Raw genomic sequence first — 24,173 nt, forward strand, 5'->3', positions numbered from 1 at the left:
ATGACGCAAACAAATCAAGAAGCATCGATTATTTTATGGGCAAAAGATGGTTGCCATTATTGCCAAGAAATCAAAGACTTTTTCCAAGAAAAAAAATTAGCATATCAAGTAATTGATGTGACACAACAAGATAATTTTCGTGATATTTTGTTTGCGAAATACGGCATTCGCTATGTTCCTGTAGTTGAGGTTGCTTCAGCGGGTAGTCACGTTTACCGAGGGATTACTGACCTTGGTTTAGAGCATGTTGTCAATGGTTTACGTGAAGCAGAGATTGGGGTGTAGGGTATGAGTAAAAGAACAATTCATTTTGGCAGTATTCTGCATGGCGTTGGCGGTACAACAGACGGCTGGCGCCATCCAGAAGTCGATGAAACGGCTAGTACTAATTTTGATTTTTATAAAGCACGAACTAAATTAGCTGAGAAAGGGTTATTTGATTTTGTATTTATTGCGGATGGATTGTACATATCAGAAAAATCAATTCCGCATTTTTTAAATCGCTTTGAACCGATTACGTTATTATCTTCGTTAGCTGCGATTACGGAAAATATCGGTTTAGTCGGAACTTTTTCTTCTACGTATACTGATCCGTTTACGTTGGCACGCCAACTAATGTCTTTGGATCATTTAAGTAACGGTCGTGCTGGCTGGAATTTGGTGACTTCACCTCAAGCAGGCGTTGCTAAAAATTACAATAATCGAGAATTACCACCACACGACGAGCGCTATAAAATCGCCCAAGAACATTTAGATGTGGTTCGTGGGTTATGGCGTTCATGGGAAGCCGATGCGTTTCCACGAAATAAAGAAACGGGTGAATACTTTGATCCAAGTAAATTACATCGCTTAAATTATGAAGGCGATTATTACCAAGTAGCCGGTCCGTTGAACATTAGTCGCTCAAAGCAAGGTGAGCCGTTAATTTTTCAAGCGGGTTCTTCAGAAAATGGCCGAGCGTTTGCTGCAGGGAATGCCGAGGCAATTTTTACCCATAGTAGCTCGTTAGAAGAAACCAAAGCTTTTTATGATGATGTAAAAAAACGTGCACAAGCTGCGGGTAAAAATCCAGATTATGTAAAAATTTATCCAGGAATTAATCCGTTGGTTGCCGATTCATTAGAAGAGGCAGAAGCGAAATATCAAGAATTTGCTAGTTTGATTCCAATCGAAAATGCTGTTCGTTACCTAGCACGTTATTTTGATGATTACGATTTTAGTTCGTATGATTTGGATGCGCCGTTCCCTGAATTAGGCGACATCGGAAAAAATGCCTTCCGTAGTACAACGGATTATATTAAGCAACGCGCGAAAGACAACAATCAAACTTTGCGTCAGGTTGCGCTAGAACAAGCTGTACCACGACCAAATTTCATCGGAACACCCACAGATGTAGCAGATGAAATCCAACGCTGGTTTGAAGCAGAGGCAATTGATGGTTTTATTATTGGGAGTGATATTCCAGGTTCATTTGAACGTTTTATCAATGAAGTGATTCCAATTCTACAAGAGCGTGGTATTTATCGCAAAGCCTATGCGGGTAGTACCTTACGTGAAAATATTGGAGTGCCGATTGTTAAATAAAAAATTACGTTTCCTTTTACAGGAAGCGTCTTTTTTTTTGCAAGGATGGTACACTAACAGGGAAAGGTGGTTGATAGTATGAAAAAATGGGTATTTTTTGATGTTGGTTTTACATTAATTGATGAAACACGTTGTTATGTGGAACACGTCACACAATGCACCCAACAATTAGCATTGATGGGCATTCACGTTACTCCTGAAGAATATTACGGTCAAATGATTCAAGCGTCCAAATTAGGAAAGAAACCAATTAAAACGGTTTGGGAACGTTATACTGAATTAGCCAAACCTGAGTGGTCGTATACCGGCGAAAGGCGCTATCCAGACACGATTCCTACTTTAGAACAATTAGCCTCTCGCTATCATTTGGGAATTATTGCTAATCAAGGAACAGGGTTGGTTGAGCGATTAGTTGCCCATGACATTGCGCATTATTTTGATTTGATTATTTCATCAGCTGAAATTGGCATGAAAAAACCTTCCCCTGATATTTTTACCTATGCTCTTCAGCAAGCGCACGTTTCTGCTCAGGAATGCCTATACATCGGCGATCGTTGTGACAATGATATTATTCCAGCCAAAAAATTAGGGTTTACCACGATTCGCGTGCGCCAAGGTCTGGGACAGTATCAACCAGAAAACGAGCTATTTCACTCCGATTATACAGTTAGTCAATTATCTGAATTACTTGAAATTTTATAAAGGAAAGGATGAAAAAAGATGAGTGTATCGATTTATTATACGTGTAAACGAGCGCAACCGTTAACTGTCACAGAACAAGCAACGAGTGCCGCGATTATTGAACGATACAATACCAATTTCCAATGGCAAGAGCTTGCCGAATCATTTTGTGTTTATGAAAATCCAACCTCCGACACGATATTTGAAGGTGCCACCAAGTTACCTTTCGTTGATGACTATGAATTAATTGAAGCAACCTTGGCGTATTGGCTTGCTTGTTTAACAGAAATTCGTCAGCAAATTTCCGGAAACTGGCAGGTGCATGTGGATGATATCGATGTCGTTTGGCAAGACCAGCGTTGGCAAATGCCTATATAATTCCTGCTAGAGATGTAGAAGCTTTTCCATAGTGCGACCGATGTTTCATTGCTATTTTTTTCGTACACTTTTGTTATAGAGGAGTGGATGAAAATGAATAAACAAAATTGGACGTTAATTTTGGGGTTAGGCGCTTTGGCGCTAATTCGCCCATTTTTTAGTATAGTGGGCATTTCTGAACTGTTAGGTAAACCCATGGTAAGCATTGGGGCAACCATTTTAATTACGGTTATTTGGGTGTTGGTTGCACAAAAAACCGCTGATCCAATTATTACATTAGGGGCAACGGGTGTGACATATGGGGTGTTAGCTATTCTTTTAAGTGCCGTGTTATCGCCTATGTTATTAGGGCAGGTACAAGGGCCGATTCTCAGCATCTATTCAATCATTAGTGTACTTATGACTAATTTGATTTGGGGATTAGTTGCCGGTATCATTGCTAAAATTCTGCAATCAATTCGTCGTTGATTGGTTTAGATTATAAATGAAAAGGTGATTGTCAGTTTTACCAAGTGATGATCAGTTGCTTTGAAATCTGTATTTTGCGTCTTGATTTCTTCAACGTTTACATTATCTGAAACAATAAAGCCATCAATAACATACACTTGCGAAGTTTCGTAATCGCCTGTATACGCGTTGTTTAATACGCGCACAGTCGGATAGGTATCATCATAGGCAAAACTAAAATGTTCTGGTAAGTCTTTTTTGGCAAAGGTACCTGCTTGCCAAATGTCTTTACTAACTGTTGGAAACTGGTGACTTCCTTCGAATGTTTGATTGAAATCTCCACCTGCAATGACATAATTCCCTTTTGCGTATTCTTTTGCTAAGAGCTGTGCAAGTTTTTTACTTTGCGCCATTCTTCCTTCGCCACTATCGTAAGCTTCCGAATGTAAATTGAAGATGACGAGTTCTTTGTCACTGCCGGCAATTGGGAAACGCGTTTCTAATAACGCTCGTTTTAAGTTAGACAAGCGGATAGGCCATTTAAAAGGTACTGGCAAGGAAATTCGATTGGCTTGCGTCATTTGATAATCCGTGAAGGTGGCTAAACCACTCGCAACCCGTCCAATTGGTGGTACAGGAATAGGAACAAAATCAACCAAAAAATTATAGGCAAAGACGCTAGCTGTATTTAATTTTTCTTGGAAATAATTTTCTTCGTCAATATAATAAGAACGCTTGGATTGACGGTCCACTTCTTGTAACAAATGAATATCAGCGTTTGCCTGTTGTAAAGTTTGGGCAATTGCTGCTAGATTAGTTTGCACAAATTTTTTATTGTGTGGTTGGACATTGGTTCCGCCATCCATAAAAAAATCTTCTGTGGCGCTTAGCCCGCCATAACCAATATTATACGTCGCAATTGAAAGCGATTGTTTTTCATCAATCGTTTCTTTGCCTACTATTGGAATCAGGGGTTCGATTGCTGGTGGACGATATTCATTGATTGCAAGATAGCTAATCAAACTAACAATAACAAGTAACAGGCACAAAAGTGGGATAGTACTGTATTTAAGTAATTTTTTCATTCGTGGACTCCTTTGTCTTCATTCGTATTGTAAGATTATTTGTGAAAAAAAGGAATCCCTAATGACTAAAAAACTTCTAAACGATTCACTGCATTAACCAAAGCTTGAATCGAAGCTTTTACAATATCTTGATGAATACCAGCTCCCCAATACAATTTACCTTGTGAGGCGATGCCAATTTGTGCACAGGCTTGCGCTTTGGAATTATTGCCTAATGAATGTTGCTCGTAAACTTCAAGCGTATATGTCGCACCCAAAGTCTTTTTAAGCGCTTGATTCACCGCATCCAAACTTCCAGAACCAGCACTGTGTGTTTCAATGGATTGGTTATCTTTTAAAATAGTTAAAGTAACTTCTTGTGGTGTTCCTTGTGTAAAGCGATAATCCGTAATTTCAAAATGTGGATGGAAATCAACATATAGTTGTAAGAAGGCATCATAAATTTCTTGCGCCGTTAATTCGCGATTGGTGTTATCTGAAATCGCTTTGATGGCATATCCTAATTCTTCATTCATTTTGTAAGGTAATTTAATGCCATAGTTGGTTTCAAGTAAATACCCCACGCCTCCTTTACCAGATTGACTATTAATGCGAATGACATCTGTTTGATAATTTCGGCCAATGTCGACGGGATCAATTGGAATATAGGGCACATCCCAAATGTCAATTTGATTTTCTTCACGATATTTCATCCCTTTAGAAATCGCATCTTGATGAGAACCAGAAAAAGCGGTAAAAACCATGTCACCAGAATAAGGTTGTTTTTCTGGGACACTAATTCTCGTTAACATTTCATAACGTTTGCGTATTTCTTCTAGATGGCTAAAGTCTAATTGAGGATCATAGCCTTGAGAATACATGTTCATTGCCAGCGTGATAATATCGACGTTTCCAGTTCGTTCGCCAATACCAAAAAGAGTTCCTTCAACACGATCTGCTCCAGCTAATACACTAAATTCAGCATCACTTACGCCACATCCACGGTCGTTGTGGGGATGAACAGACAAGGTGACTGCCTCACGAAAGTTCAAATGTTTATGAATATATTCAACTTGGCTTGCGAAAATGTGAGGCATCGCATATTCTACCGTCGTTGGAATATTAATAATCGCTTTGTGTGCAGGTGTAGGTTGCCAAATATCTAGGACACTATTACAAATGTCTAAAGCATAGTCGACTTCTGTTCCAGGGAAGCTTTCGGGACTATATTGAAAATAGAAATTCCCTGGTGTTTGTTCGGCCAATTCTTTCACTAAGATGGCACCGTCTAAGGCGATTTGTTTGATTTCTTCTTTGCTTTTACGGAAAACTTGTCTTCGTTGGGCTTCGGAAGTTGAATTATACAAATGAACAATCGCTCGAGGAACACCTTTAATTGCTTCAAAAGTCCGACGAATGATATGTTCACGTGCTTGGGTAATCACCATAATTGTGACATCTTCTGGAATCAAGTTGTCTTCAATTAACGTTCGAACAAATTGAAATTCTGTTTCTGAAGCTGCCGGAAAAGCAACTTCGATTTCTTTAAAACCAATAGCAACTAACAATTGAAACATGGCTAATTTTTCTTCTAAATTCATAGGAATGGCTAAGGCTTGATTACCATCACGTAAATCAACGCTACACCAAACTGGGGCGCGCTCGATCGTTTCTTTTTGTACCCAATCATAGGTTAACTGCGGGGGTAGGTAATATTTTTTCTCGTATTTTGTGTGATTAAACATGTAAATTCCTCCTTCAATAGAAAATAAAAAAGCCTTTCATCTCCAGTAAATTACTGGAGACGAAAGACTCGCGGTACCACTCCTGTTCATGACTAAAAAAGCCATGCCCTCTATCAATCAATGTCGCATTGATTGATTTTTCCAAATAACGGTCGGCTGCCGTCCTTAACTAAATAAATGGTCATTAAGGCTACTTCGAGGCGAGTTCCTTATCTTGCGTTCTTGCTTTTCATCAGCCAGCAAGTTTCTGTTAACGGAACGATAAGTACTACTCCTCAGCAATGTATTTATTGTCTGAATATTCTTATTATAACAAATTTTAGAAAAAGTAACAGGGGTATGTGAGTTTTTTTAATTTTGAATATAAGCTGAGATTAGTTCAAACGTATTTTCAATCGCATCAACATGTGTCCGTTCCATTCCATGACTGCTTGCAACGCCTGGACCAATTAGTGCAGCACGAATATTGGCACCACCACCTAAAGCAGCAGAAGCATCACTTCCATACATCGGGTAAATATCAACTGCGTAATTCAACTCTTTTTCTTTGGCATAAGTTACGAGGCGTGTGGTCATTTCATAATCGTAAGGTCCAGAAGAATCTTTGGCACAAATAGAGACATCATATTCTGTACATTCTAAATCAAGACCGATACAGCCCATATCGACTGCCAGCAATTCAGTGATATCTGCTGGAATCCACGCTGCACCGTGGCCCACTTCTTCATAAGTTGAGAAAATAAATGTGAGATTGGTTGCAGGAGTAATAGATTCTTGTTTGATTTGCTTTAATAAGCTAACTAAAATGGCGACAGAAGCTTTATCATCTAAGAAACGTGATTTTACAAAACCAGAATCAGTGACGATGACTTTTGGATCGTACGCCACGATGTCACCGTTTTGAATGCCTAACGCTTGGACTTCTTCTTTATTCGTGACACGTTCGTCTAATTTAACAATCAAATTGTCAATATCACGTGCTTTGGTAGACGCATCTGGAAACACATGAATAGAAGGTGTATTGGATAAAATCGTGCCCGTATAAATTTTTTCATCACGGGTAATAATGTCACAATATTCCCCGTCTAATGTAGGTGTGAGCGGACCACCTAATTTAGTTAAAGCTAAGGTTCCATCGCTATTAATGGAACGCACCATTAATCCTAAAGTATCTACATGCGCGCTTAAACCACGCGTTTGTGTCGCATCTTTTCCTTGAACCTGTACCATCAAATTCCCTTTTGGTGTTTGAGTTGTTTCGTAACCGAATGACTCGACTGTTGTTTTGATAAAATCAATGGCATGTCGGGTATAACCAGTGGGACTATTAATTGCTAATAATTCTACTAAAAATGAAAGTGTTTCTTCTTTATTAAACATTCGTGACTTCCTTTCTGTTTGACTCTATCAAACTATAGCATAACTAAAATGAAAACCCAAACAATGCTCACAGGTTCCATTTGTCAGAAAAAACGAAGAATTTCATGATGATTTGAGAATACTCTGGCAGCTAGAATTTGTTAGCATAATTGTAAAGAAATGAAAGGAGATTACTATGAAACGATGGCAAATAATCATATTAAGTAGTTATAGTTTATTGGTTTTGTGGGTCTTATTATTTAAATTCTCATTGTCCCCAGAAGCCATTATAAAATCCGCTATCAATGGAGAAAACCGCATCATCAATTGGGTGCCTTTTATGGCATCGGGTGGTACGAGAGAAATTTTGTTAAATACGCTTGTATTTGTGCCTTTTGGTGTGTTAATCAGTATGCGCGAAACACGCTATCAAGGTCAGAAGATATTGCGCTACAGCTTTTTATTTAGTTTAGCAATTGAAATCAGCCAATATCTGTTAGCGATTGGGGCAACGGATATGACTGATTTACTCACTAATACGTTAGGTGGATATGGTGGGTTTCTTTTGTATGGGTTGTTAGCTAAAATTTTTCCTAAAAAAATACTAGATCCTCTCTTGCTAAGCATAGGAACCGTTGCGGTGTGTACATTTGTTTTTTTAATGATCATAACGTTCAAAGTGAATCACGTGCAACTTAACTATTTCTAGCATCAAGTACCGTTTGTTGCGCATCACGAGGCTGCCAGCCGTAATTGATTGCTTTTTGATTGGTATGCGTATAGCTTCTCCCTAACATTGGGACAAGTGCACGCAAATTTTTAACGAATTTTGCCGCTATTTTCAAACTACTATTTGGTAAAATAATCGGTCGTTGGCCATAAAGGCGACTAATTTGTGCAAACGTTAAATCACCATTTTTTGCCAGAATCCGTTCTCCGATTGTTTCGGAGTTGTTGAGAGCCAACAAATGCAAAGCTGCTAAATCGCGGACGTCAGTTACTTCTAATGAAATTTTTGGCACGAAGCGTGTGTGGTTAATCTGATCAAGCACTTGATTGGAGGAACGATTAGCCGTTAAGGTTGGTCCAAAAATGGCACCTGGTAAAATGGTGGTCACATGCAGTTTATATTTCTGGGCTAGTTCCCATGCTTTTTGCTCGGCAAATAATTTGGAAAGACGATAGGCGTTTAATTCAGGATTTTCAGGATCAGACCAAAAATGTTCATCGATAAATCCTGTTGTCTGAGCAAGGGGTGTGGCCGCAGCTTGACTGGAGGTCATCACAATTCTTTTGACACCAGCTATATGTGCCGCTTCGAAGACATGTTCAACACCAGCCACAGCTTCCTTAATTAAGCGAACATCATTTGCATTTTCATGACCTAAGGGACTAGCCACATGTAAAATGGCATCGACACCGGCCATAGCTTCTACCCACCCATCAGAATGAGTTAAATTTGTTACGACATACGTGAGTTCTTTGAAAATAGTTGGTTGCTTGTTGAAATTTCTAACTGTTCCAACGACATCATGACCTTGGTCGAGTAATTGTTGAATGATATGGGTAGCAACAAATCCGTTGGCACCTGTGACTAATAGTTTCATTTTTTTACCTCCTAGTGTTACACTTGTTATAGATGCTATTGTAGAGAACACAAAACAAAAGAACAAGCAGTGTGACCGCATTTGTGACAGATAGGAGAAAGTGTTATGGCAGCGACGAACTATGCAAAAAATTTAAAGCAAGATAGTAAAAACTGGATCACGATTGCAACCTTAGAATTATTACAGACCAAAAAATTATCCGAGATGACGGTTGCTGAAGTAGCGAAAAGATCAGGTGTTAGTCGCATGGCATTTTATCGCCATTTCACTAATTTGCCACAGGTGTTAACCGAATATTATGAACCAAAATTTCAAAAGATATTTGATCAGACGATTCATAAAATTAGTGAAGAACAAAAGATGACCGACTTAGGCGATTTTTTTACGGAATTGACGCCTGACTTTCAACGTGCGATTGCAGGTGATTACACGATGATTATTTTTCAAATTTTTACCGAACAAATGGCGCGATTTTATGATACCACTACAACTTGGAGTGATTGGGAAAATCCTAAGCGACTATACTGGATTAAGTTCATGTCAGCGGGAATTTTTGAAGTTTGGTTGACGTGGATTCAAACTGGACAAAAAGAGAGTTTGGCAGAAATGACACAATTGATTAAAGCATTCCATGAGTAGGAGGTGGCGAGTATGTGGGGATTGTATCGACAACTAAAAGAGCAGTCGGAAGTTCAGAAGATTAGTCAGCAATTGCAAAGTTCTGGATGGGATCAAGCAGCTATTAAGGGCTATCTTCGTAAAACCATCCAGCTTTCGGATAAAGATTTAGCAGCGAGTATTGCAAATGTTCAAACGTATTATCTGGATACTTTTGCGATTGGCTCACCTATTTATTTAACATTGTATCGTGCTAGTCGCTTGTCAGCTAAAGAAAAAATTCAGCTCATTTTTAATCAATTAGAAGCAGAAATTGATGAATTCCATTTTATGCATTTATTGTCGAACACGTATCAGTTAGATGAAGAATTAGCACCCCATGCAGCTTTTTATGCCTACTTTCGTCGAGATGTATTGCGTGCTTTTCCAACGAAAGAAGGATTAAATAGCGATGAATTAGGAAAAAAAGTCCATTTGTTTCGTACGTACATTGATCGTCAAAACATCACTTATATCCGAACACATTTTCAAGGGACAACTGATTATGAGAAATTACTTGCTTACGGAAAAACCTTTCATCTATCGTTCGATTATACGACAGGTGCCCGCTATCATAATCGTTCAATGACATCGTTTGATTATCCAAGAAATATGAAAATACAAGTGCCAAAACGCAAAACATGTTTGTGGGGACCAAATGATGCGCGAATGTCGGAATTTATTGTGCGAATTAGCACGGGAGAATTTGTCAGCGAATGGGATATCTATCGCAAATTAGCAAATGGTCGTTATGATAGTCAGCCCAATCATTACGCTGTACCTGAATTGGGACCTGTCGCAAACACTGAATCATTTAATTATGGCTTTTCCTATGGTTCGAACTTTGATGTTTTACCTTGGAATCATTCCCATGAATATCTGGATGTCTTATATCCAATTAATCCCGCCATTCGTCGAAAAGCCTTACGTCATTGGAAAAGTCCAGTGGCATTAAAACAAGCGGGTCCGTATTTAGACATTGTAAAAAAACCACATGATGCCCATGCTTGGCAGCAAATTCCTAAAGTGCAACGTCCTGAAGTGTATCAGTCATATTGCCACTACTGTCAAAAAAAGAAAATCCAGTCAGGTTTTATGAAATATCATAAGAAAAAAATATAACACACGACAAAAACACCCGAACGGTCTGTAAAGAGAGCGTTCGGGTGTTTTATAAGCAAGACTAATTTGAAGCTTCAAGTACTTTAATAAACTCACGCATATAGTCTGGTAAATCAGGTGGTCTTCTACTTGAAACGATGTGTCCGTCTGTAATTGCAGGAGTATCAACCCAAGTAGCGCCTGCATTTGTCATATCGTCTTTGATACCTGGTGTACTTGTGACAGTTTTTCCTTGTAAAATGTTGGCAGAAATTAATACCCAACCAGCATGGCAAATTTGACCAATTGGTTTTTTGTGCTCATCCATATATTGAACGAACTGAATTACCTCAGGGAAGCGACGTAATTTATCAGGCGCCCAACCTCCGGGTACCAAAATGGCATCGTAATCTTCTGGGTTCACCTCATCAAAGGCATAATCAGATTCAGCGGGTACGCCGTATTTACCGATATACGTTTTCTTTGCTTCTTGTCCGACTAAATCAACTTGTGCACCTTCTTCACGTAAACGATGAACAGGGTACCATAGCTCTAAATCTTCGAAATCGCCATCAATTAAAGCAATAACTTTTTTGTTTTCTAAGCGCAAAACTATCCCTCCATTTCTTATTTGTTATATAGTCAGTGTAACAGAGTCAATCATAAATGACGATTGAAAAGATTAGCTTATTATGATGAATTTTTGGAAAATTCATACTATACTAATAATTATTTGAGTGAAAAAAAGGAGAATGTGTATGTCAGCTATTATAGGTGTAATGCCATTATATGATTCAGAAAAAGAAAGTATTTGGATGCTGCCCAATTATTTAGAATTAATTGAGAAAAATGGTGGCATTCCGCTGATTTTACCATTGACAAATAAGCAAGAGACCTTGGATTATTTCCTTCAAACTTGCGATGGTTTTTTATTTACAGGTGGACAAGACGTCTCACCTACTCTTTATGGAGAAGCAATGCGGGAGACTTGTGGAGAAAGTTGTGTATTACGTGATGAAATGGAAACCTATTGTTTACAGCAGGCACTCGCATTAGATAAACCGATATTAGGTATTTGTCGAGGCTTGCAGTTGTTGAATGTTGTATTGGGTGGCACACTTTATCAAGATTTACCAACAGAATCTTCGAGCGCGTGTCAGCATCAAATGATTGCTCCTTATAATCGCGCTCAACATAAGGTAACGATTCTACCAGATAGCTTATTGTTTACGATTTTAGGAAAAACTCAAGTTGGAGTGAATAGTTATCATCATCAAGGAATTAAAAGATTAAGTCCCCAATTAAAAATTGCCGCAACGGCTAGTGATGGGTTGATTGAAGCCGTTTATATGTCAAATAAACGCTTTGTTTTAGCTGTTCAATGGCATCCGGAATTTTTTGAAGCAGTTACTAAGGAGAACCAACACTTGTTGCGCTATTTTCTTGGCCGATGTGTCAGAACTACGTAAAGGAGACGCGTATGATACATGAGAAGAAAAAAGGAATTTATAATCTGAAAAACTTTTTTAAAAGAGAATTTAGCCGTTACAGCATGCTGATTTTAATAACGTTTATTGGCATTTTAGTTACTTTGTTGTATCTCGAAAAACGAAGAGTTGATGCCGAATACAACAAAACAGTATCGGAAATTTTAAGAGTACGAACAGAAGGGGATGCCAAGCATATTGAACATGCAATTGAAAGAAATCAAAATTCATTGCACGCTGTCGAAGCGATGTATCAATTGCTAAAAACAGAAGGGAAAGTCTCCTCGCCAGAAGAATTTTTAAAATACCGCAACAATGATGATTCAGTTCGCCGGGTTGAATATGCCACAATGGCAATGATTTTAAAGGATGCTGAATCAATGTTAGGAGAACAAGAAAAACAAGAAATTCCGAGTCGATTTGCAGAAGGTGAAATTGTCGTTAGCACCATTCATTATGATGAAAAACTAGCGAATGATAGGATGACTATTTTGTTACCAATTGAAGAAGAGGGGAGTGTTATTGGAGCATTTTATTCTTATGTGAATGTGACTGATTTATTTTTAGAAATGTATAATATTGCGATGTACTCTAGCATTAAAAGTGTCATTTTAGCAGTAGATGATAAACTGATTTATAGCGATTACGATAAATATCAAGGCGAAAATTTACTTGATACGTTACAAACCTTGCGTCTAAATAAAACAGAAAGAGCCGAACTAAGGCAAATGATGCATGCAGATAAACTAACTAGCACAGTCATCGCACAAGCTGACAAAAATTACTATATCACTGCGGTACCGCTAAAGGTAAATGATTGGCAGCTCATCTCATTTGTACAAGATACAGATATTCTTTTAGGTTCAGAAAGTGTTTTTAATGATATGGTGCGCATCAGTAGTTTGACGCTGTTATTGACAGTCGGAGCCGCTTTGACAATCTATTTCCAGCTATTAGTAAATCGTGAGCGCTTGAAAAAAGAAACCAAACGTTTACAAGCTAGTCAGGACAAGCTACAACATGAGCAAAAAACAAAAAAGCAATGGGTCCAGCGTTGGGAGAAGTTATTCTCTGAAAGCAGTGTGCTCAATGTAATCATTAATGGTAAAACCTTGGAAATTGAAGATGTCAATCAATCAGTCATTGATGCATTTGGAGGAGTCAGAGAAAATTTTATCGGACAAAAGCCGAACAAATTTATCTTGCTGCCTACACAAGTTTTAGAAGAAAAATTTAGAAATATTGAGAAAAGTGAGTTGCTCTTTTTAGGCGCACCCCATCGCTTAATCGATGGAACGATTAAATATTTTGACTTATATGCTTCGATTATTTTTGAAAATGACACTAAGTTGATTCATGTTGTCTCTTTTGAAACGACAGACCGTGAAAGTTATCGTGAAGAATTATTTAAAGAAAAAGAATTTTTCAAAACGACCATTCAATCGATTGGCGATGGGGTGGTCGTTACGGATGAAAAAGGCAAGATTAAAAATATGAATCGCATTTCTGAAAAATTGACAGGTTGGACACGTGACGATGTTTATGGAAAAGATTTTTCTGAAATATTTGAACTACGAAATGAATTGAACGGAAAATTAATCGAAAATCCAATTAAACAAGTTTTGCAAACGGGAAAAAGCATCGAAATCAACCAAGCTGAACTAATCAACCGTGTGGGAAAAAGAATCCCAATTGCTGATAGTACGGCGCCAATTTATATGGATGATAATAATTTATCAGGAGTAGTGATGGTCTTTCGAGATGTGACAGAAGAGCGGCAAACGCAACGTGAAATTGAATATCTAAGTCGCCATGATGCGATGACGGGTTTGCACAATCGTTATTCTTTAGACAGAACTGTTACTACGTTAGAAGAGAAGCAACAAGCAACTTCGGTTATTATGATTGATGTGAATGGGTTGAAAATGACGAACGATGTTTTCGGGCATCATGTGGGCGATGAGTTGTTACGGCAAGCGAGTCGTTTGTGTGCGCAATATTGTGATGAGCAAGCTTCAGTCATTCGTTATGGTGGCGATGAATTTTTAATTATTTTACCGAATCAAGCGATTGAGGAAGCCGAAGCGATCATTCAAAATATTCAACAAACAGAAGTCATTGTCGAAGGGAGTAACTTGCCACTTAGTTTGTCTTTAGGTTGTGCGAGCGCATCAGGAGAGGTTGGCAGTATCCATGCGGCAATTCAAGAGGCTGAAAAAAATATGTATCAACAAAAACTACTGAATAGTAAGAGTTATCGAAATGGTATTATTAGTACCTTATTATCAACGATATATGAACGAAGCTCTGAGACAGAAACGCATTCGAAGCGTTTGGAGACCTATAGTACTGCCATAGCGCAAAAATTGGAATTATCTTCTAAAGACAAAGATGAATTAGCACTGCTGTCTCTCTTACATGATATTGGCAAAGTGGGGATTAATTTAGATATTTTAAACAAACCAGGTAAATTGACGGAAGAAGAATGGCAAGAAATGCGTAGACATACGGAGATTGGGTATCGTATTGCCCGTGAAACGCCGGCATTTCTGAGCTGATTCTTTCTCATCATGAGCGTTGGGATGGAACTGGCTACCCACATGGATTAAAAGGGGAAGAAATTCCGTTACCTTGTCGAATTATTAGTGTAGTCGATGCCTATGATGCGATGACGCACAATCGAGTCTATCGTTTGGCAATGAGTAAAAAAGAAGCCTTGACAGAAATTAGACGGAATAAAGGAACACAGTTTGATCCAATGATTGCTCAAATTTTTATTGATTTAGTTAACGTGGAGTAAAGGAGAGAGGAAATGATCGTAGAGTATGTCACTGATAAATTAATTACACCAAATGAAATTGCTGACTTACGTCAAGCAGTGGGCTGGAATCGCTTGGAGGAAGAACTCAATCGTCTTGATTTGGCTGATTTTTTGCGAATTGCTTGCTACGATGCGCAAAAATTAGTTGGGTTTCTTTCAGTAGTCAGCAATGGTGCAACGGATGCCTATATTCAAGATGTAATGGTCGCACCGGATTATCAAGGACAAGGAATTGGAAGCACCTTGATGACGATGGCCATTGCTAAGCTAAAAGAACAAAAAATATACATGATAAATGTTATTTATGATGACTCTTTACGCAACTATTATGAAAAATTTGGTTTTTATTCCGTGCTGGCAGGACAAATGGCGTGCCACTATACATGAAAAAAGGAGCTTGGGTAGAAGTACCCAAACTCTAGTTGCTTTTATTGAATTTTTGTTTGTGAAGAACGACGTGCAATAATTGGTAAAAGAGCGCCGATTAAAAGAAAAACAACTGGGGTTAAAAGATTTGAAGTCAATTGGAACCACCATGTTTTGGAGCTTAAATCCATCTCCATCTTAGGGACAATTCCTAAAATACAAGCAAAAGCAGTGAATAAGAAGCACCATAATCCAATGGCAAAACCAATTTTGGGATTTTTGACAAATTTGTATTCAGATTGATAATTTTTTGAAGCTTTATTTAACATCATATAAGCAAAGAACACCCATAAATAACGTAAGGGCATCACGACTGAATTTAAGTTGGTCATCCATTTTACAAGCTCTTGCATACTGCTAATACCGAAAATCGGTAGCAAGATTAAAATGCTCACTAAAATTCCTGTTAGTAAGTAACCATTTTTTAGGGTTCCTTTGGCCGTTTTCTTTCTTAACCAAGCGGGTACGTACATAGGGTCGGCATCCGCTAATAAAATTTTTAACGGTGCATCAATGGAGAAAGCTAACGCTGAAATTTGTCCAATAGTATTGGTTAGCGCATAAATAATCATTAACGTGTTTCCTACACCATAATACGCACCTAATTTTTGGAAAGCAGTATAGGCACCATTCGCCATTAAGTCAGCTGGAATATTGTTACTAGTAAACAACATCCCCATTGCAACGGAACCTAAAATCGCGCTTAAACCAACCATCGATGCTAAGAAAATCATTCCTTTTGGAAACTCTTTGGCTGGATTTTTAGTTTGATTGACATAAGGAGAAATTTTTTCTGCTCCTCCTACTGCGAAAACCAGCATGGAAATCGTTGTAAAATAAGAAAAATCAAATTTAGGAATATAAGAGCTTAGTTTGTTCATATCAGGTGTTGCAAATTCAATATTGGAATGAATAGCGGGTGCGCCGATTGCTAACAGGATGAATAAAATAGACATAATAAACATGGCTGTTCCAGCAAGTCCGCCAATTACTTTCAACGTTGATAAACCTTTAGTTGATAAGTAAAGAAAAGCAAGAAAAATAATTAAGCTAAGGATCGAAATAAGTTGCATAGGCATATCTGAAATAAATGTGCCATCACGTTTGACAGCCCAACCTAAAGCAATCAAGATGCCTTGTGGTTTTTGTGCTAAATAGGGAATATGGACGACCCAATATGTCCAAGCAGCATAAAAGGCTAACTTTTTGGTCGTGGTATTTTCAATCCATGAACTGACACCTCCGGGACTATCTTTGAAGGTTGATCCTAATTGTCCGACAATTAATGCATAGGGAATAAAGTAGAGAACGAGGATAATGATCCATGAAGTAACGACAGAAAGACCTTGTTGGGCATAGTTATTCACGACATTTCCTAATCCCCAAACCATACTAAAGGCAATCAGCCCTACGTTGGTCCATCGCAACTGTTTTGTGTTTGCTTCCATTTTTGAAAACTCCTTAAATAAAATTAGTCGTATTAAAATAACAAATAATAAAATCAAAATAATATTTAGTTGTTATTTTAGTACGAAGATTAATATCCTTTTCGATTATAGTCTTATCTGTACAGCCGTCAATATTTTTTAAGAAACACTCATTTTTCTTCTAATAAATGTAAAATAATAAGGAAAAACAAGTTATTTATTAATAACAAATTATTTGGTTATTATAATTTTGTTAAAAAAATATAATATTCCAAAAAAACAAAAAATATACAAAATTTACAGCTTGTTTACTGGATATTGATTACAACTTAATAATCCTTTGTTATTTTTGAGAGGTAATAGATAGAGGAGGAAATGTTCAATGAAAAAAAGTATGTTAGGAATGAGTTTACTTAGTTGTCTAGTCGTAGGAGGCGTTGTTTCTACAACTGTTTTAGCTAGTAGTAACAAAGAAAATGCCCCTACAGAAACGACGCAAGAACATCCTAAAAACATTATTTTTATGATTGGCGATGGTATGGGTGTTTCATATACATCTGCTTATCGCTATTTTAAAGAAGGAAATGAAAAAATTGCTCCCGATACAGTTTTTGATCGTTATTTAGTGGGACAACAAGCAACGCATCCAGAAGACCCAGAAGAAAATGTCACGGATTCGGCCGCAGCTGCAACCGCTATGTCAGCAGGTGTAAAAACCTACAATAATGCGATTGCTGTCGATAATGATTTATCAGATACACCGACTGTTCTAGAACGTGCCAAAGAATTAGGCAAGTCAACAGGATTGGTTGCAACTTCAGAAATTACCCATGCAACGCCGGCAGCTTTTGGCGCACACGATGAATCACGTAAAAATATGAAGGAAATAGCAGATGATTACTTTGATGATTTGACCAACAATCAGCACACCGTTGACGTTTTGTTGGGTGGTGGCTTAGATTATTTTAAACGTGAAGACCGTGATTTAGTAAAAGAATTTGAAAAAAGTGGATACAGCTACGTGACCAATAAAGATGAATTATTAAAAGATGATACTGAAAAGGTATTAGGATTGTTTGCACCAGAAGGCTTACCGAAAATGATTGATCGAAAACAAGAAACACCCTCATTAGCAGAGATGACCACGGCTGCGATTGAACGTTTGGGCCAAAACGATGAAGGATTCTTTCTAATGGTAGAAGGAAGTCAAATTGACTGGGCAGGTCATAGTAATGATGTAGTTGGCGCGATGAGTGAAATGCAAGATTTTGAGGCAGCTTTTGAAGCAGCGATTAAATTTGCTGAAAAAGACGGCAATACTTTAGTAGTGACAACTGCCGATCATTCAACAGGAGGTTTCTCTATTGGTGCCAATGATGAATATAATTGGTTAACTGAGCCACTTCATGCAGCAAAACGGACACCTGATTTCATGGCGAATGAAATTTTAAATGGAGCGTCTGCGAAAGAAGTCCTTGAAAAATATATTGACTTTGAACTAACCAAAGAAGAATTAGCAACGGTGACCAAAGCTGAAAAAAGCCAAGAGTTAGAAGAAATTGCCGTACCGATTCGCAAAATTTTCGATGCCCGTTCGAATACAGGTTGGACAACAGGCGGACATACAGGGGAAGATGTGAACGTCTATGCTTATGGTCCAAAATCAGAAGCATTTGCTGGACGGATTGATAATACCGATCAGGCAAAATTAATTTTCAATCTACTTGAGGGAAAAGACGGCAAAGCTAAAATTAACGACAAAGATATTCCGAAAAATTAAACATTCATCCAGATAAATGCTTGGAAAAACGAGGTTTGTTTTTCTAAGTGTTTTTTATGTCATTACAATTCTAGTTATCTAGGGTACTATTTTAGTAGAGAGAATTTGCGAGGAGGAGTGACATGCAAGAATTTATTTTTATTAATGGTCCAACTGGTGTGGGGAAAACGACGCTTGCTAAGAAATTGCATCAACATTATCAAGGCGTATACATTGAACAACATATGATTCCCGATTTCTACAATTATTTGAAAGATGCCGATGAAGCCGCGTTGCTGGAAGAAAAAGTTTGTTGGGAAGCAATGTTAGCAATGGTGGAACAATTTCATGATTTAGGGTTTAAACATATTATTATTTTAGACTATGATGATATTCGTGCAAGAGAAATTCCCAGTCGTTTTAAAGGAAAGGCGTTTATTTGTTTGAAATTAATTTCGAGCGATTTTGAACAAAATAAGCAACAAATGCTACATCGTGAACCACCAGGATTAACACATTTAGAAACTTTGATACGTGGAACTGAGAAAATTATGCAGCGTGCTTTATTACCCAATGAACGTGTGATTGATATTGCCGGTAAGACACCAGACATGGTTTTTGATGAAGCAGTTTCGTTGATTGATACGTATCAATCGCAAAAAGATTATACGTATCAACCACTTCCCGAAAATGACTTTGATTCTTGGGTTCAAATTAAGCGAAAACGAATGGATGAATCCTAATCACTTTGGTTCTGCGACAATTTCAAGTTTAAGCCGGTCGGGATCTTCAAAGTAAAACGCATAATGCGTAGGGCCACCAGCAAAAGGATATAGCTCAGCATAAAGTTCCTGGGTACCTCGCGCAAGCAATTTTTTTCGTAAATGATTGACTTGAGACGTGCTATTTACTTGAAAAGCTAAATGGTTTAAACCGATATTTTTTCTATGATAGCCATTATTCTTATAAGCTGCTGTTACTTGTACAAAAACAATATAAGTATCTTCAAATTTATAGCTAATGCCATTATCCCATTGCTGATAAATAGAATAATTTAATTCAGATAATAAAAAATCATAAAATTGCTGGGTTTCAGCTAAATCACGAACATATAATTCAATATGATGAATCATGCCATCACTCCTTTAACATTTAGTATAAAGAAAACAGTTTTGATTAGAAAGAAGGTATTCCGAATGAACGTAGAAATTATGCGCTTTAAAGTTCTCGCTGGACAGACGAAGCAAGTGGATGAATGGTTAGCTTTTCTTAATGAGAACATGCAAGAAGTTTTACTTACTTTAGAAAATGAAAAAATGTACGTCGAAACAATTTTTAGAGAAGTGCTGAATGGACAAGAATTTCTTTATTGGTATTCAATACAAGGCGAAGGGGGACAAGAAGTGGAAGAGTCCACACATTGGATTGATCAAAAACATTTAGAATATTGGAGAGCCTGTATTGATCCGGTGTTTAAACCAGTAAAATTGACCACTGAAGTAGTGATGATTCCTGATAAAATCAGGCAGCAAATGAATTGACTGGAGGAATAACATTGGAGTTTACAGAACTTTATTTACAAGCAAAAAAAGCGACGAATCCTAGAAAATTATCGAAAACTGCTCAATGCGGCACAGTAGGAGCTGCGTTATTAACCGACACAGGCAATGTGTATGTGGGAATCTGTATCGATACCGCTTGTTCGATGGGATTTTGTGCAGAACATGCGGCAGTTGCCTCAATGTTGTTGGCTGGAGAAAACCATATAAAAAAACTGATTGCGGTCAATCATCAAGGGGATATTTTATCTCCATGTGGTCGTTGTCGTGAATTTTTGAGTCAAATTAGTGAAAACAATCTAGATACAGAAGTAATGGTGGGCGATAACAAGGTGGTTTTGTTGAAAGAGCTATTGCCGTATGATTGGCGAAATTTGTAAAGCGATTTCTTGTCTTAAAAATTATAAATCGCTATACTATAATAAGTAGATAAAAGGAGGAATTACTATGTCAGAATATCAAATCCCGAAACTTTGGGAATGGAATCAAGAAGAAAAAAGCGTGTCTGGTAACCAACCAGTAGCAGGGAGCCGTTTTGAACAAAAACTTCCAGTTGGAGATAAACCGTTGCAAGTTTATTCATTAGGAACACCTAATGGGATGAAAGTCACAATTTTATTAGAGGAATTAAACGAAGCCGATGTGGCAGGTGCACAATACGATCTGTATAAAATTAACATTGGTGCAGGCGATCAATTCGGTAGCGATTTTGTTAAAATTAATCCTAACTCTAAAATTCCCGCGATGATGGATTATTCAGAGAATGAACCCATTCGTGTCTTTGAATCGGTGTCTATTTTGTTATACTTAGCAGAAAAATTTGGCAAATTTATGCCAACTACACTTGCTGAAAGAACAGAATTAATGAACTGGCTGTTTTGGCAAACGGGTGCAGCTCCATTTGTTGGCGGTGGTTTTGGTCACTTCTATCATTATGCGCCTTTCCCACAAGAGTATCCGATTGACCGTTATACGATGGAAACGAAACGTCAACTAGATTTATTAGATAAACACTTGGCAGATAATGCCTATATTAATGGAGATGAATACACCATCGCTGATATGGCAATTTGGCCTTGGTATGGTCGTTTAGTTCAAGGCGAACTATATGGCGATGCAGCTGAATTTTTACAGGCTGAAGAATACACTCATCTGAAAGCTTGGGCAGATAAAATTGCTAAACGTCCAGCTGTCAAACGCGCATTGGAAGCTGAATATAAAGAAATTAACTAAAAAAATAAGCAGAAAAACGTCACGTTTTTCTGCTTATTTTTTAATTGCATTCATCTAAAGGTTTTAAGTGTCTTTCAGAGATTTCTTTCACTTTATTTACACGACGAATATATTTTTCTTCTGTGAGGAAGTCCGTTGTCATCCAGACACGAACGATTTCTAACGCAATTGCTGAACCGATAATTTTTCCACCCAAACAAAGGACATTACTATCCGTATGTTCACGTGCTAACTGCGCACAAAACGGATCTTGGCATACAACCGCATCAATACCATAAATCCGATTGGCGATTAAGGCACTACCATAACCTACCCCATCAACAAAAATGCCACGTTCGCCTTTCCCTTCCGCCACAGCTAATGCTGCAGGATACACATAATCAGATAAATCTGCTGCCTCTTTCGTATATGGACCCATATCTTCAACCTCATGTCCCATGTTTTTCAATAAATCAATAATTTCCAATTTTAAATCAACACCTGCATGATCGCTTGCCATAATAATTTTCAAAAGAAAAACCTCCTTTTTTCTTTTAGAGTAACACGATGCTAGAAGAATGACTAGGTAAATTGAGAAGTGAAGTTTGGTATACTAGTTAAAGGGAGTGAGTGTCATGAAAATATATTTAATTCGCCATGGCGAACCAGATTATGGGCAAGTTACCGAGGCAAAATATAAAGGATTTGGACGGGATTTATCTCGATTAACTAGCGACGGCATACAGCAAGCACAAGCGATTGCTAATCATGCCATTTTTGATGAGAGTGAACTTTTATTAGTTTCACCATATACAAGGACTATGCAAACCGCACTAGAAATCACTCGATTCAAAGAAATTCCCGTCTGCGTGGAATTATTACTCCATGAATGGTTACCTGATAAAACCGGTTATAAATTTGAAAATCCAGAGCAAATGAAAGTAGCTTATCACGATTATTTAAAGGGAACAAAGACGTCTGATTTAGAATTTGAAACCAAAGAAGAAGTCTACCAACGTGTTGCCAGCGTCTTTCAGCACTATAAAAATGCAGGGTATACGTGCATTGCTTGCGTGACACATGCAGAAGTGATTAGAGTATTTACGAAAGTAGAACGAGTTAAATATTGCGGGATATATGAGATGGCATATTGAAATTTAAAGCAATTTCCAGTTGCTTTTATGTTTAGCAGATTTGCTATACAATACTATTAATAACCAATACGTGGAGACGATATGATGGAAATTAAAGAAATTTTACTTAAAATACGAACACAGCATAATCTATCGCAAAAAGAAATGGCAGACCGTTTAATGATTACGCGTCAAGCGGTTAGCCGTTGGGAAACTGGAGAGACCGTGCCAAATACTGAAACATTAAAAATTATTTCAAAGGAATTTGATGTTTCGATTAATACATTGCTGGGGTCTCCAAGAAAGTTGATTTGTCAGTGTTGTGGCATGCCTTTATATGAAGACGCTATTATTGGAAAAGACGCTGACGGTTATTTTAATGAGGAATATTGTAAATGGTGTTACAGCAAGGGAGAATTTGTCTACGATTCCATGCAGAATTTAATGGATTTTCTAGTACCAACTATGGCAACTCACTATCATTTAGAGGAGGCAGATGTGCAGGCATGGTTGGATGAATCATTACCCAAGCTTAATCATTGGCATTGATTAGCCAAAAAATTCAATGAAAGAGAGTGCTAAGATGAGTAGACCAACAACTAAAGTTGATTTAGTAACAGGATCTAATCAGAAATTTTCTGAATTAGAAAAATTACTACATTCTATGACAGAGCTAGAATTGGAGCGAACATTCAACTTTGATAAGGCATTTTTAGAAAAACAACAAGCAACGCATTGGCAACGTGATAAAAATTTGCGAGATGTTCTGATTCATTTGTATGAATGGCACCAACTGCTCCTCAACTGGGTGGCGAATAATAAACAAGGACAAGGCGTATCATTTTTACCTGAGCCTTATAATTGGCGAACATATCCGAAGATGAATATTGAATTTTTGGAGAAACATCAACAGACTTCTTACCATCATGCAAAAGAACTACTTGAACAAAGCCACGTAGATATCATGAAATTAATACATTCTTTTTCAAATGACGAATTGTTTGCTAAAGAAGCTTTAAAATGGACAGGTAATACTTCTCTAGGTAGCTATTGCGTTTCGGTAACTTCTAGTCATTACGATTGGGCAATTAAGAAAATCAAAAAACATATCCAAACATTACCTAATCAGACTTAAAAAATAATTAAAGGGCGAAAGCTATTCATAACTTTTTTACGAAATTCTCATTCTAAAAGGAAAACATTGGAGAGCCTCAATGAATATGTTAGCCTAGAAAAGAAAGAGGAGGAGAATAAATGAAAAAAATAAGAATAGTTGTATTTGGCTTTGCTACATTATTAATTTTGGCGGGGTGTCAACGTTCCGAAGTTTCAGAAGATGCGCAATCTGTAGAAACAACAGCTTCAACAAGTATTGAAGCAACTTCCCTTATTGAAGAATCTACCGCAACTACTGAATCTTCAGCCTCATCACAACAAAATGCCCTAGAAGAGTTTGAAGAAGCACCCATCATAGAGAAAACAATAGACGTATCAGATTTACAACTAAACATAGAAACAGATAATCCCAATAAAAGAGTACTCTTTTTTTCAACAGATACTGGACAAAAACGTTACAAAAGTGTATTTGTCAAACGAACAGAACGCCTAAAAATTATCGATTTATCTGATGAAGGTATTTTGTATAATCGAGAGATAAATTAACGATAGGTTGTATGATTCATAATGCTAGAAAAAAACTCTAGAAACCCTTAAATTCAAAGGTTTC

Annotated in this window: 29 protein-coding genes and 1 other annotated feature; of the genes, 21 read left to right on the forward strand and 8 right to left on the reverse strand. The window is 37.5% G+C overall.

Annotated features, from left to right (window positions below; genetic code table 11):
- The 5 genes from DOK78_RS03140 to DOK78_RS03160 all read left to right on the forward strand — a co-directional run bounded on the left by DOK78_RS03140 (position 1) and on the right by DOK78_RS03160 (position 3,111).
- Positions 1 to 285, forward strand: a complete 285-nt coding sequence (locus DOK78_RS03140) for a glutaredoxin family protein (protein ID WP_207942277.1) — start codon at positions 1 to 3, stop codon at positions 283 to 285.
- A 3-nt stretch (positions 286 to 288) separates the two neighbouring features.
- On the forward strand, positions 289 to 1,584 hold the full coding sequence (locus DOK78_RS03145) for an LLM class flavin-dependent oxidoreductase (RefSeq protein ID WP_207942276.1): 1,296 nt from the start codon (positions 289 to 291) through the stop codon (positions 1,582 to 1,584).
- A 78-nt stretch (positions 1,585 to 1,662) separates the two neighbouring features.
- The gene (locus DOK78_RS03150) at positions 1,663 to 2,286 is read left to right on the forward strand and encodes an HAD family hydrolase (protein WP_207942275.1); all 624 of its coding nucleotides are present in this window, start codon (positions 1,663 to 1,665) and stop codon (positions 2,284 to 2,286) included.
- An 18-nt stretch (positions 2,287 to 2,304) separates the two neighbouring features.
- Complete coding sequence (locus tag DOK78_RS03155) at positions 2,305 to 2,643, forward strand: hypothetical protein (protein WP_207942274.1); 339 nt, start codon at positions 2,305 to 2,307, stop codon at positions 2,641 to 2,643.
- A 93-nt stretch (positions 2,644 to 2,736) separates the two neighbouring features.
- The gene (locus DOK78_RS03160; protein ID WP_243430714.1) at positions 2,737 to 3,111 is read left to right on the forward strand and encodes a hypothetical protein; all 375 of its coding nucleotides are present in this window, start codon (positions 2,737 to 2,739) and stop codon (positions 3,109 to 3,111) included.
- Positions 3,112 to 3,116: 5 nt separating this feature from the next.
- On the opposite strand, the gene DOK78_RS03165 is transcribed toward DOK78_RS03160, so the two are convergent.
- The 3 genes from DOK78_RS03165 to DOK78_RS03175 all read right to left on the reverse strand — a co-directional run bounded on the left by DOK78_RS03165 (position 3,117) and on the right by DOK78_RS03175 (position 7,279).
- Positions 3,117 to 4,175: an endonuclease/exonuclease/phosphatase family protein gene (locus DOK78_RS03165; protein WP_207942273.1), complete on the reverse strand. Its 1,059-nt coding sequence runs from the start codon at positions 4,173 to 4,175 to the stop codon at positions 3,117 to 3,119.
- A 65-nt stretch (positions 4,176 to 4,240) separates the two neighbouring features.
- Entirely contained in the window at positions 4,241 to 5,899 is a 1,659-nt protein-coding gene (locus tag DOK78_RS03170; RefSeq protein ID WP_207942272.1) for a 2-isopropylmalate synthase, read from the reverse strand.
- A gap of 52 nt (positions 5,900 to 5,951) precedes the next feature.
- Positions 5,952 to 6,190, reverse strand: a binding site (T-box leader).
- Positions 6,191 to 6,250: 60 nt separating this feature from the next.
- Positions 6,251 to 7,279, reverse strand: coding sequence for a M42 family metallopeptidase (locus DOK78_RS03175; protein ID WP_207942271.1), 1,029 nt, complete (start codon positions 7,277 to 7,279; stop codon positions 6,251 to 6,253).
- 175 nt (positions 7,280 to 7,454) lie between these two features.
- Here DOK78_RS03175 and DOK78_RS03180 point away from each other — a divergent pair, with 175 nt between their 5' ends.
- Positions 7,455 to 7,967 (forward strand): VanZ family protein, encoded by a 513-nt coding sequence (locus DOK78_RS03180; protein WP_207942270.1) that lies wholly within the window; start codon positions 7,455 to 7,457, stop codon positions 7,965 to 7,967.
- Here DOK78_RS03180 and DOK78_RS03185 read toward each other — a convergent pair.
- Positions 7,954 to 8,865 (reverse strand): NAD-dependent epimerase/dehydratase family protein, encoded by a 912-nt coding sequence (locus DOK78_RS03185; protein ID WP_207942269.1) that lies wholly within the window; start codon positions 8,863 to 8,865, stop codon positions 7,954 to 7,956. The two genes, DOK78_RS03180 and DOK78_RS03185, sit on opposite strands and share 14 nt — an antisense overlap.
- A 105-nt stretch (positions 8,866 to 8,970) precedes the next feature.
- Between DOK78_RS03185 and DOK78_RS03190 the strand changes: the two genes are divergently transcribed.
- Entirely contained in the window at positions 8,971 to 9,504 is a 534-nt protein-coding gene (locus DOK78_RS03190) for a TetR/AcrR family transcriptional regulator (RefSeq protein WP_207942268.1), read from the forward strand.
- Positions 9,505 to 9,516: 12 nt separating this feature from the next.
- Positions 9,517 to 10,644 carry a DUF3114 domain-containing protein gene (locus tag DOK78_RS03195; RefSeq protein WP_243430713.1) on the forward strand — a complete coding sequence of 376 codons (1,128 nt, stop codon included), beginning with the start codon at positions 9,517 to 9,519 and terminating at the stop codon, positions 10,642 to 10,644.
- A 61-nt stretch (positions 10,645 to 10,705) separates the two neighbouring features.
- Here the strand turns inward: DOK78_RS03195 and DOK78_RS03200 are convergent, their stop codons facing one another.
- Entirely contained in the window at positions 10,706 to 11,233 is a 528-nt protein-coding gene (locus DOK78_RS03200) for a type 1 glutamine amidotransferase domain-containing protein (protein WP_207942267.1), read from the reverse strand.
- Between the two features lie 148 nt (positions 11,234 to 11,381).
- Here DOK78_RS03200 and DOK78_RS03205 point away from each other — a divergent pair, with 148 nt between their 5' ends.
- Genes DOK78_RS03205 through DOK78_RS03215 form a run of 4 tightly spaced genes read left to right on the forward strand, consistent with a single transcriptional unit; the run spans position 11,382 to position 15,318 of the window.
- On the forward strand, positions 11,382 to 12,092 hold the full coding sequence (locus DOK78_RS03205; protein ID WP_207942266.1) for a gamma-glutamyl-gamma-aminobutyrate hydrolase family protein: 711 nt from the start codon (positions 11,382 to 11,384) through the stop codon (positions 12,090 to 12,092).
- Positions 12,093 to 12,103: 11 nt separating this feature from the next.
- The gene (locus DOK78_RS03210; protein WP_207942265.1) at positions 12,104 to 14,668 is read left to right on the forward strand and encodes a diguanylate cyclase; all 2,565 of its coding nucleotides are present in this window, start codon (positions 12,104 to 12,106) and stop codon (positions 14,666 to 14,668) included.
- Positions 14,668 to 14,910 (forward strand): HD-GYP domain-containing protein, encoded by a 243-nt coding sequence (locus DOK78_RS15760; protein WP_422389689.1) that lies wholly within the window; start codon positions 14,668 to 14,670, stop codon positions 14,908 to 14,910. Before DOK78_RS03210 ends, DOK78_RS15760 begins: the two co-directional genes overlap by 1 nt.
- Positions 14,911 to 14,922: 12 nt before the next feature.
- The gene (locus DOK78_RS03215) at positions 14,923 to 15,318 is read left to right on the forward strand and encodes a GNAT family N-acetyltransferase (RefSeq protein WP_207942264.1); all 396 of its coding nucleotides are present in this window, start codon (positions 14,923 to 14,925) and stop codon (positions 15,316 to 15,318) included.
- A 41-nt stretch (positions 15,319 to 15,359) separates the two neighbouring features.
- Here DOK78_RS03215 and DOK78_RS03220 read toward each other — a convergent pair whose 3' ends face one another.
- On the reverse strand, positions 15,360 to 16,805 hold the full coding sequence (locus tag DOK78_RS03220; RefSeq protein ID WP_207942263.1) for an amino acid permease: 1,446 nt from the start codon (positions 16,803 to 16,805) through the stop codon (positions 15,360 to 15,362).
- 361 nt (positions 16,806 to 17,166) lie between these two features.
- On the opposite strand from DOK78_RS03220, the gene DOK78_RS03225 reads away from it, so the two are divergent.
- A complete protein-coding gene (locus tag DOK78_RS03225) occupies positions 17,167 to 18,564 on the forward strand; it encodes an alkaline phosphatase (protein ID WP_207942262.1) in 1,398 nt (465 codons plus the stop codon).
- Positions 18,565 to 18,686: 122 nt separating this feature from the next.
- Entirely contained in the window at positions 18,687 to 19,286 is a 600-nt protein-coding gene (locus tag DOK78_RS03230; protein WP_207942261.1) for an AAA family ATPase, read from the forward strand.
- Here the strand turns inward: DOK78_RS03230 and DOK78_RS03235 are convergent, their stop codons facing one another.
- Positions 19,287 to 19,676, reverse strand: coding sequence for a VOC family protein (locus tag DOK78_RS03235; protein WP_207942260.1), 390 nt, complete (start codon positions 19,674 to 19,676; stop codon positions 19,287 to 19,289).
- A gap of 63 nt (positions 19,677 to 19,739) precedes the next feature.
- Between DOK78_RS03235 and DOK78_RS03240 the strand changes: the two genes are divergently transcribed.
- The 3 genes from DOK78_RS03240 (at position 19,740) to yghU (ending at position 21,335) form a co-directional block, all read left to right on the forward strand.
- Positions 19,740 to 20,084, forward strand: a complete 345-nt coding sequence (locus DOK78_RS03240) for a DUF6176 family protein (protein WP_207942259.1) — start codon at positions 19,740 to 19,742, stop codon at positions 20,082 to 20,084.
- Positions 20,085 to 20,098: 14 nt separating this feature from the next.
- Positions 20,099 to 20,482 (forward strand): cytidine deaminase family protein, encoded by a 384-nt coding sequence (locus DOK78_RS03245; RefSeq protein WP_207942258.1) that lies wholly within the window; start codon positions 20,099 to 20,101, stop codon positions 20,480 to 20,482.
- 67 nt (positions 20,483 to 20,549) lie between these two features.
- A complete protein-coding gene (yghU, locus tag DOK78_RS03250) occupies positions 20,550 to 21,335 on the forward strand; it encodes a glutathione-dependent disulfide-bond oxidoreductase (protein WP_207942257.1) in 786 nt (261 codons plus the stop codon).
- Positions 21,336 to 21,375: 40 nt separating this feature from the next.
- On the opposite strand, the gene DOK78_RS03255 is transcribed toward yghU, so the two are convergent.
- On the reverse strand, positions 21,376 to 21,846 hold the full coding sequence (locus DOK78_RS03255; RefSeq protein ID WP_207942256.1) for an RpiB/LacA/LacB family sugar-phosphate isomerase: 471 nt from the start codon (positions 21,844 to 21,846) through the stop codon (positions 21,376 to 21,378).
- A gap of 103 nt (positions 21,847 to 21,949) precedes the next feature.
- Here DOK78_RS03255 and DOK78_RS03260 point away from each other — a divergent pair, with 103 nt between their 5' ends.
- From DOK78_RS03260 to DOK78_RS03275, 4 genes are all read left to right on the forward strand, one after another.
- The gene (locus DOK78_RS03260; protein WP_207942255.1) at positions 21,950 to 22,468 is read left to right on the forward strand and encodes a histidine phosphatase family protein; all 519 of its coding nucleotides are present in this window, start codon (positions 21,950 to 21,952) and stop codon (positions 22,466 to 22,468) included.
- Positions 22,469 to 22,549: 81 nt separating this feature from the next.
- Positions 22,550 to 22,996, forward strand: a complete 447-nt coding sequence (locus tag DOK78_RS03265; protein ID WP_243430711.1) for a zinc ribbon domain-containing protein — start codon at positions 22,550 to 22,552, stop codon at positions 22,994 to 22,996.
- Positions 22,997 to 23,030: 34 nt separating this feature from the next.
- Positions 23,031 to 23,582, forward strand: coding sequence for a ClbS/DfsB family four-helix bundle protein (locus tag DOK78_RS03270; RefSeq protein ID WP_207942254.1), 552 nt, complete (start codon positions 23,031 to 23,033; stop codon positions 23,580 to 23,582).
- A gap of 119 nt (positions 23,583 to 23,701) precedes the next feature.
- The gene (locus tag DOK78_RS03275; protein WP_207942253.1) at positions 23,702 to 24,109 is read left to right on the forward strand and encodes a hypothetical protein; all 408 of its coding nucleotides are present in this window, start codon (positions 23,702 to 23,704) and stop codon (positions 24,107 to 24,109) included.
- Positions 24,110 to 24,173 lie beyond the last annotated feature (64 nt).

It is taken from the genome of Enterococcus sp. DIV2402, assembly GCF_017426705.2.
GTDB classification, from domain to species: Bacteria; Bacillota; Bacilli; order Lactobacillales; family Enterococcaceae; genus Enterococcus_F; species Enterococcus_F lowellii.

Coding starts and splice junctions, on each gene's coding strand:
- DOK78_RS03205 (WP_207942266.1), top strand. CDS start 11,382: ATGTCAGCTATTATAGGTGTAATGCCATTATATGATTCAGAAAAAGAA.
- DOK78_RS03215 (WP_207942264.1), top strand. CDS start 14,923: ATGATCGTAGAGTATGTCACTGATAAATTAATTACACCAAATGAAATT.
- DOK78_RS03155 (WP_207942274.1), top strand. CDS start 2,305: ATGAGTGTATCGATTTATTATACGTGTAAACGAGCGCAACCGTTAACT.
- DOK78_RS03265 (WP_243430711.1), top strand. CDS start 22,550: ATGATGGAAATTAAAGAAATTTTACTTAAAATACGAACACAGCATAAT.
- DOK78_RS03175 (WP_207942271.1), bottom strand. CDS start 7,279: ATGTTTAATAAAGAAGAAACACTTTCATTTTTAGTAGAATTATTAGCA.
- DOK78_RS03140 (WP_207942277.1), top strand. CDS start 1: ATGACGCAAACAAATCAAGAAGCATCGATTATTTTATGGGCAAAAGAT.
- DOK78_RS03145 (WP_207942276.1), top strand. CDS start 289: ATGAGTAAAAGAACAATTCATTTTGGCAGTATTCTGCATGGCGTTGGC.
- DOK78_RS03270 (WP_207942254.1), top strand. CDS start 23,031: ATGAGTAGACCAACAACTAAAGTTGATTTAGTAACAGGATCTAATCAG.
- DOK78_RS03150 (WP_207942275.1), top strand. CDS start 1,663: ATGAAAAAATGGGTATTTTTTGATGTTGGTTTTACATTAATTGATGAA.
- DOK78_RS03195 (WP_243430713.1), top strand. CDS start 9,517: ATGTGGGGATTGTATCGACAACTAAAAGAGCAGTCGGAAGTTCAGAAG.
- DOK78_RS03275 (WP_207942253.1), top strand. CDS start 23,702: ATGAAAAAAATAAGAATAGTTGTATTTGGCTTTGCTACATTATTAATT.
- DOK78_RS03180 (WP_207942270.1), top strand. CDS start 7,455: ATGAAACGATGGCAAATAATCATATTAAGTAGTTATAGTTTATTGGTT.
- DOK78_RS03235 (WP_207942260.1), bottom strand. CDS start 19,676: ATGATTCATCATATTGAATTATATGTTCGTGATTTAGCTGAAACCCAG.
- DOK78_RS03160 (WP_243430714.1), top strand. CDS start 2,737: ATGAATAAACAAAATTGGACGTTAATTTTGGGGTTAGGCGCTTTGGCG.
- DOK78_RS03220 (WP_207942263.1), bottom strand. CDS start 16,805: ATGGAAGCAAACACAAAACAGTTGCGATGGACCAACGTAGGGCTGATT.
- DOK78_RS03185 (WP_207942269.1), bottom strand. CDS start 8,865: ATGAAACTATTAGTCACAGGTGCCAACGGATTTGTTGCTACCCATATC.
- DOK78_RS03225 (WP_207942262.1), top strand. CDS start 17,167: ATGAAAAAAAGTATGTTAGGAATGAGTTTACTTAGTTGTCTAGTCGTA.
- DOK78_RS03260 (WP_207942255.1), top strand. CDS start 21,950: ATGAAAATATATTTAATTCGCCATGGCGAACCAGATTATGGGCAAGTT.
- DOK78_RS03170 (WP_207942272.1), bottom strand. CDS start 5,899: ATGTTTAATCACACAAAATACGAGAAAAAATATTACCTACCCCCGCAG.
- DOK78_RS03165 (WP_207942273.1), bottom strand. CDS start 4,175: ATGAAAAAATTACTTAAATACAGTACTATCCCACTTTTGTGCCTGTTA.
- yghU (WP_207942257.1), top strand. CDS start 20,550: ATGTCAGAATATCAAATCCCGAAACTTTGGGAATGGAATCAAGAAGAA.
- DOK78_RS03230 (WP_207942261.1), top strand. CDS start 18,687: ATGCAAGAATTTATTTTTATTAATGGTCCAACTGGTGTGGGGAAAACG.
- DOK78_RS03240 (WP_207942259.1), top strand. CDS start 19,740: ATGAACGTAGAAATTATGCGCTTTAAAGTTCTCGCTGGACAGACGAAG.
- DOK78_RS03210 (WP_207942265.1), top strand. CDS start 12,104: ATGATACATGAGAAGAAAAAAGGAATTTATAATCTGAAAAACTTTTTT.
- DOK78_RS03190 (WP_207942268.1), top strand. CDS start 8,971: ATGGCAGCGACGAACTATGCAAAAAATTTAAAGCAAGATAGTAAAAAC.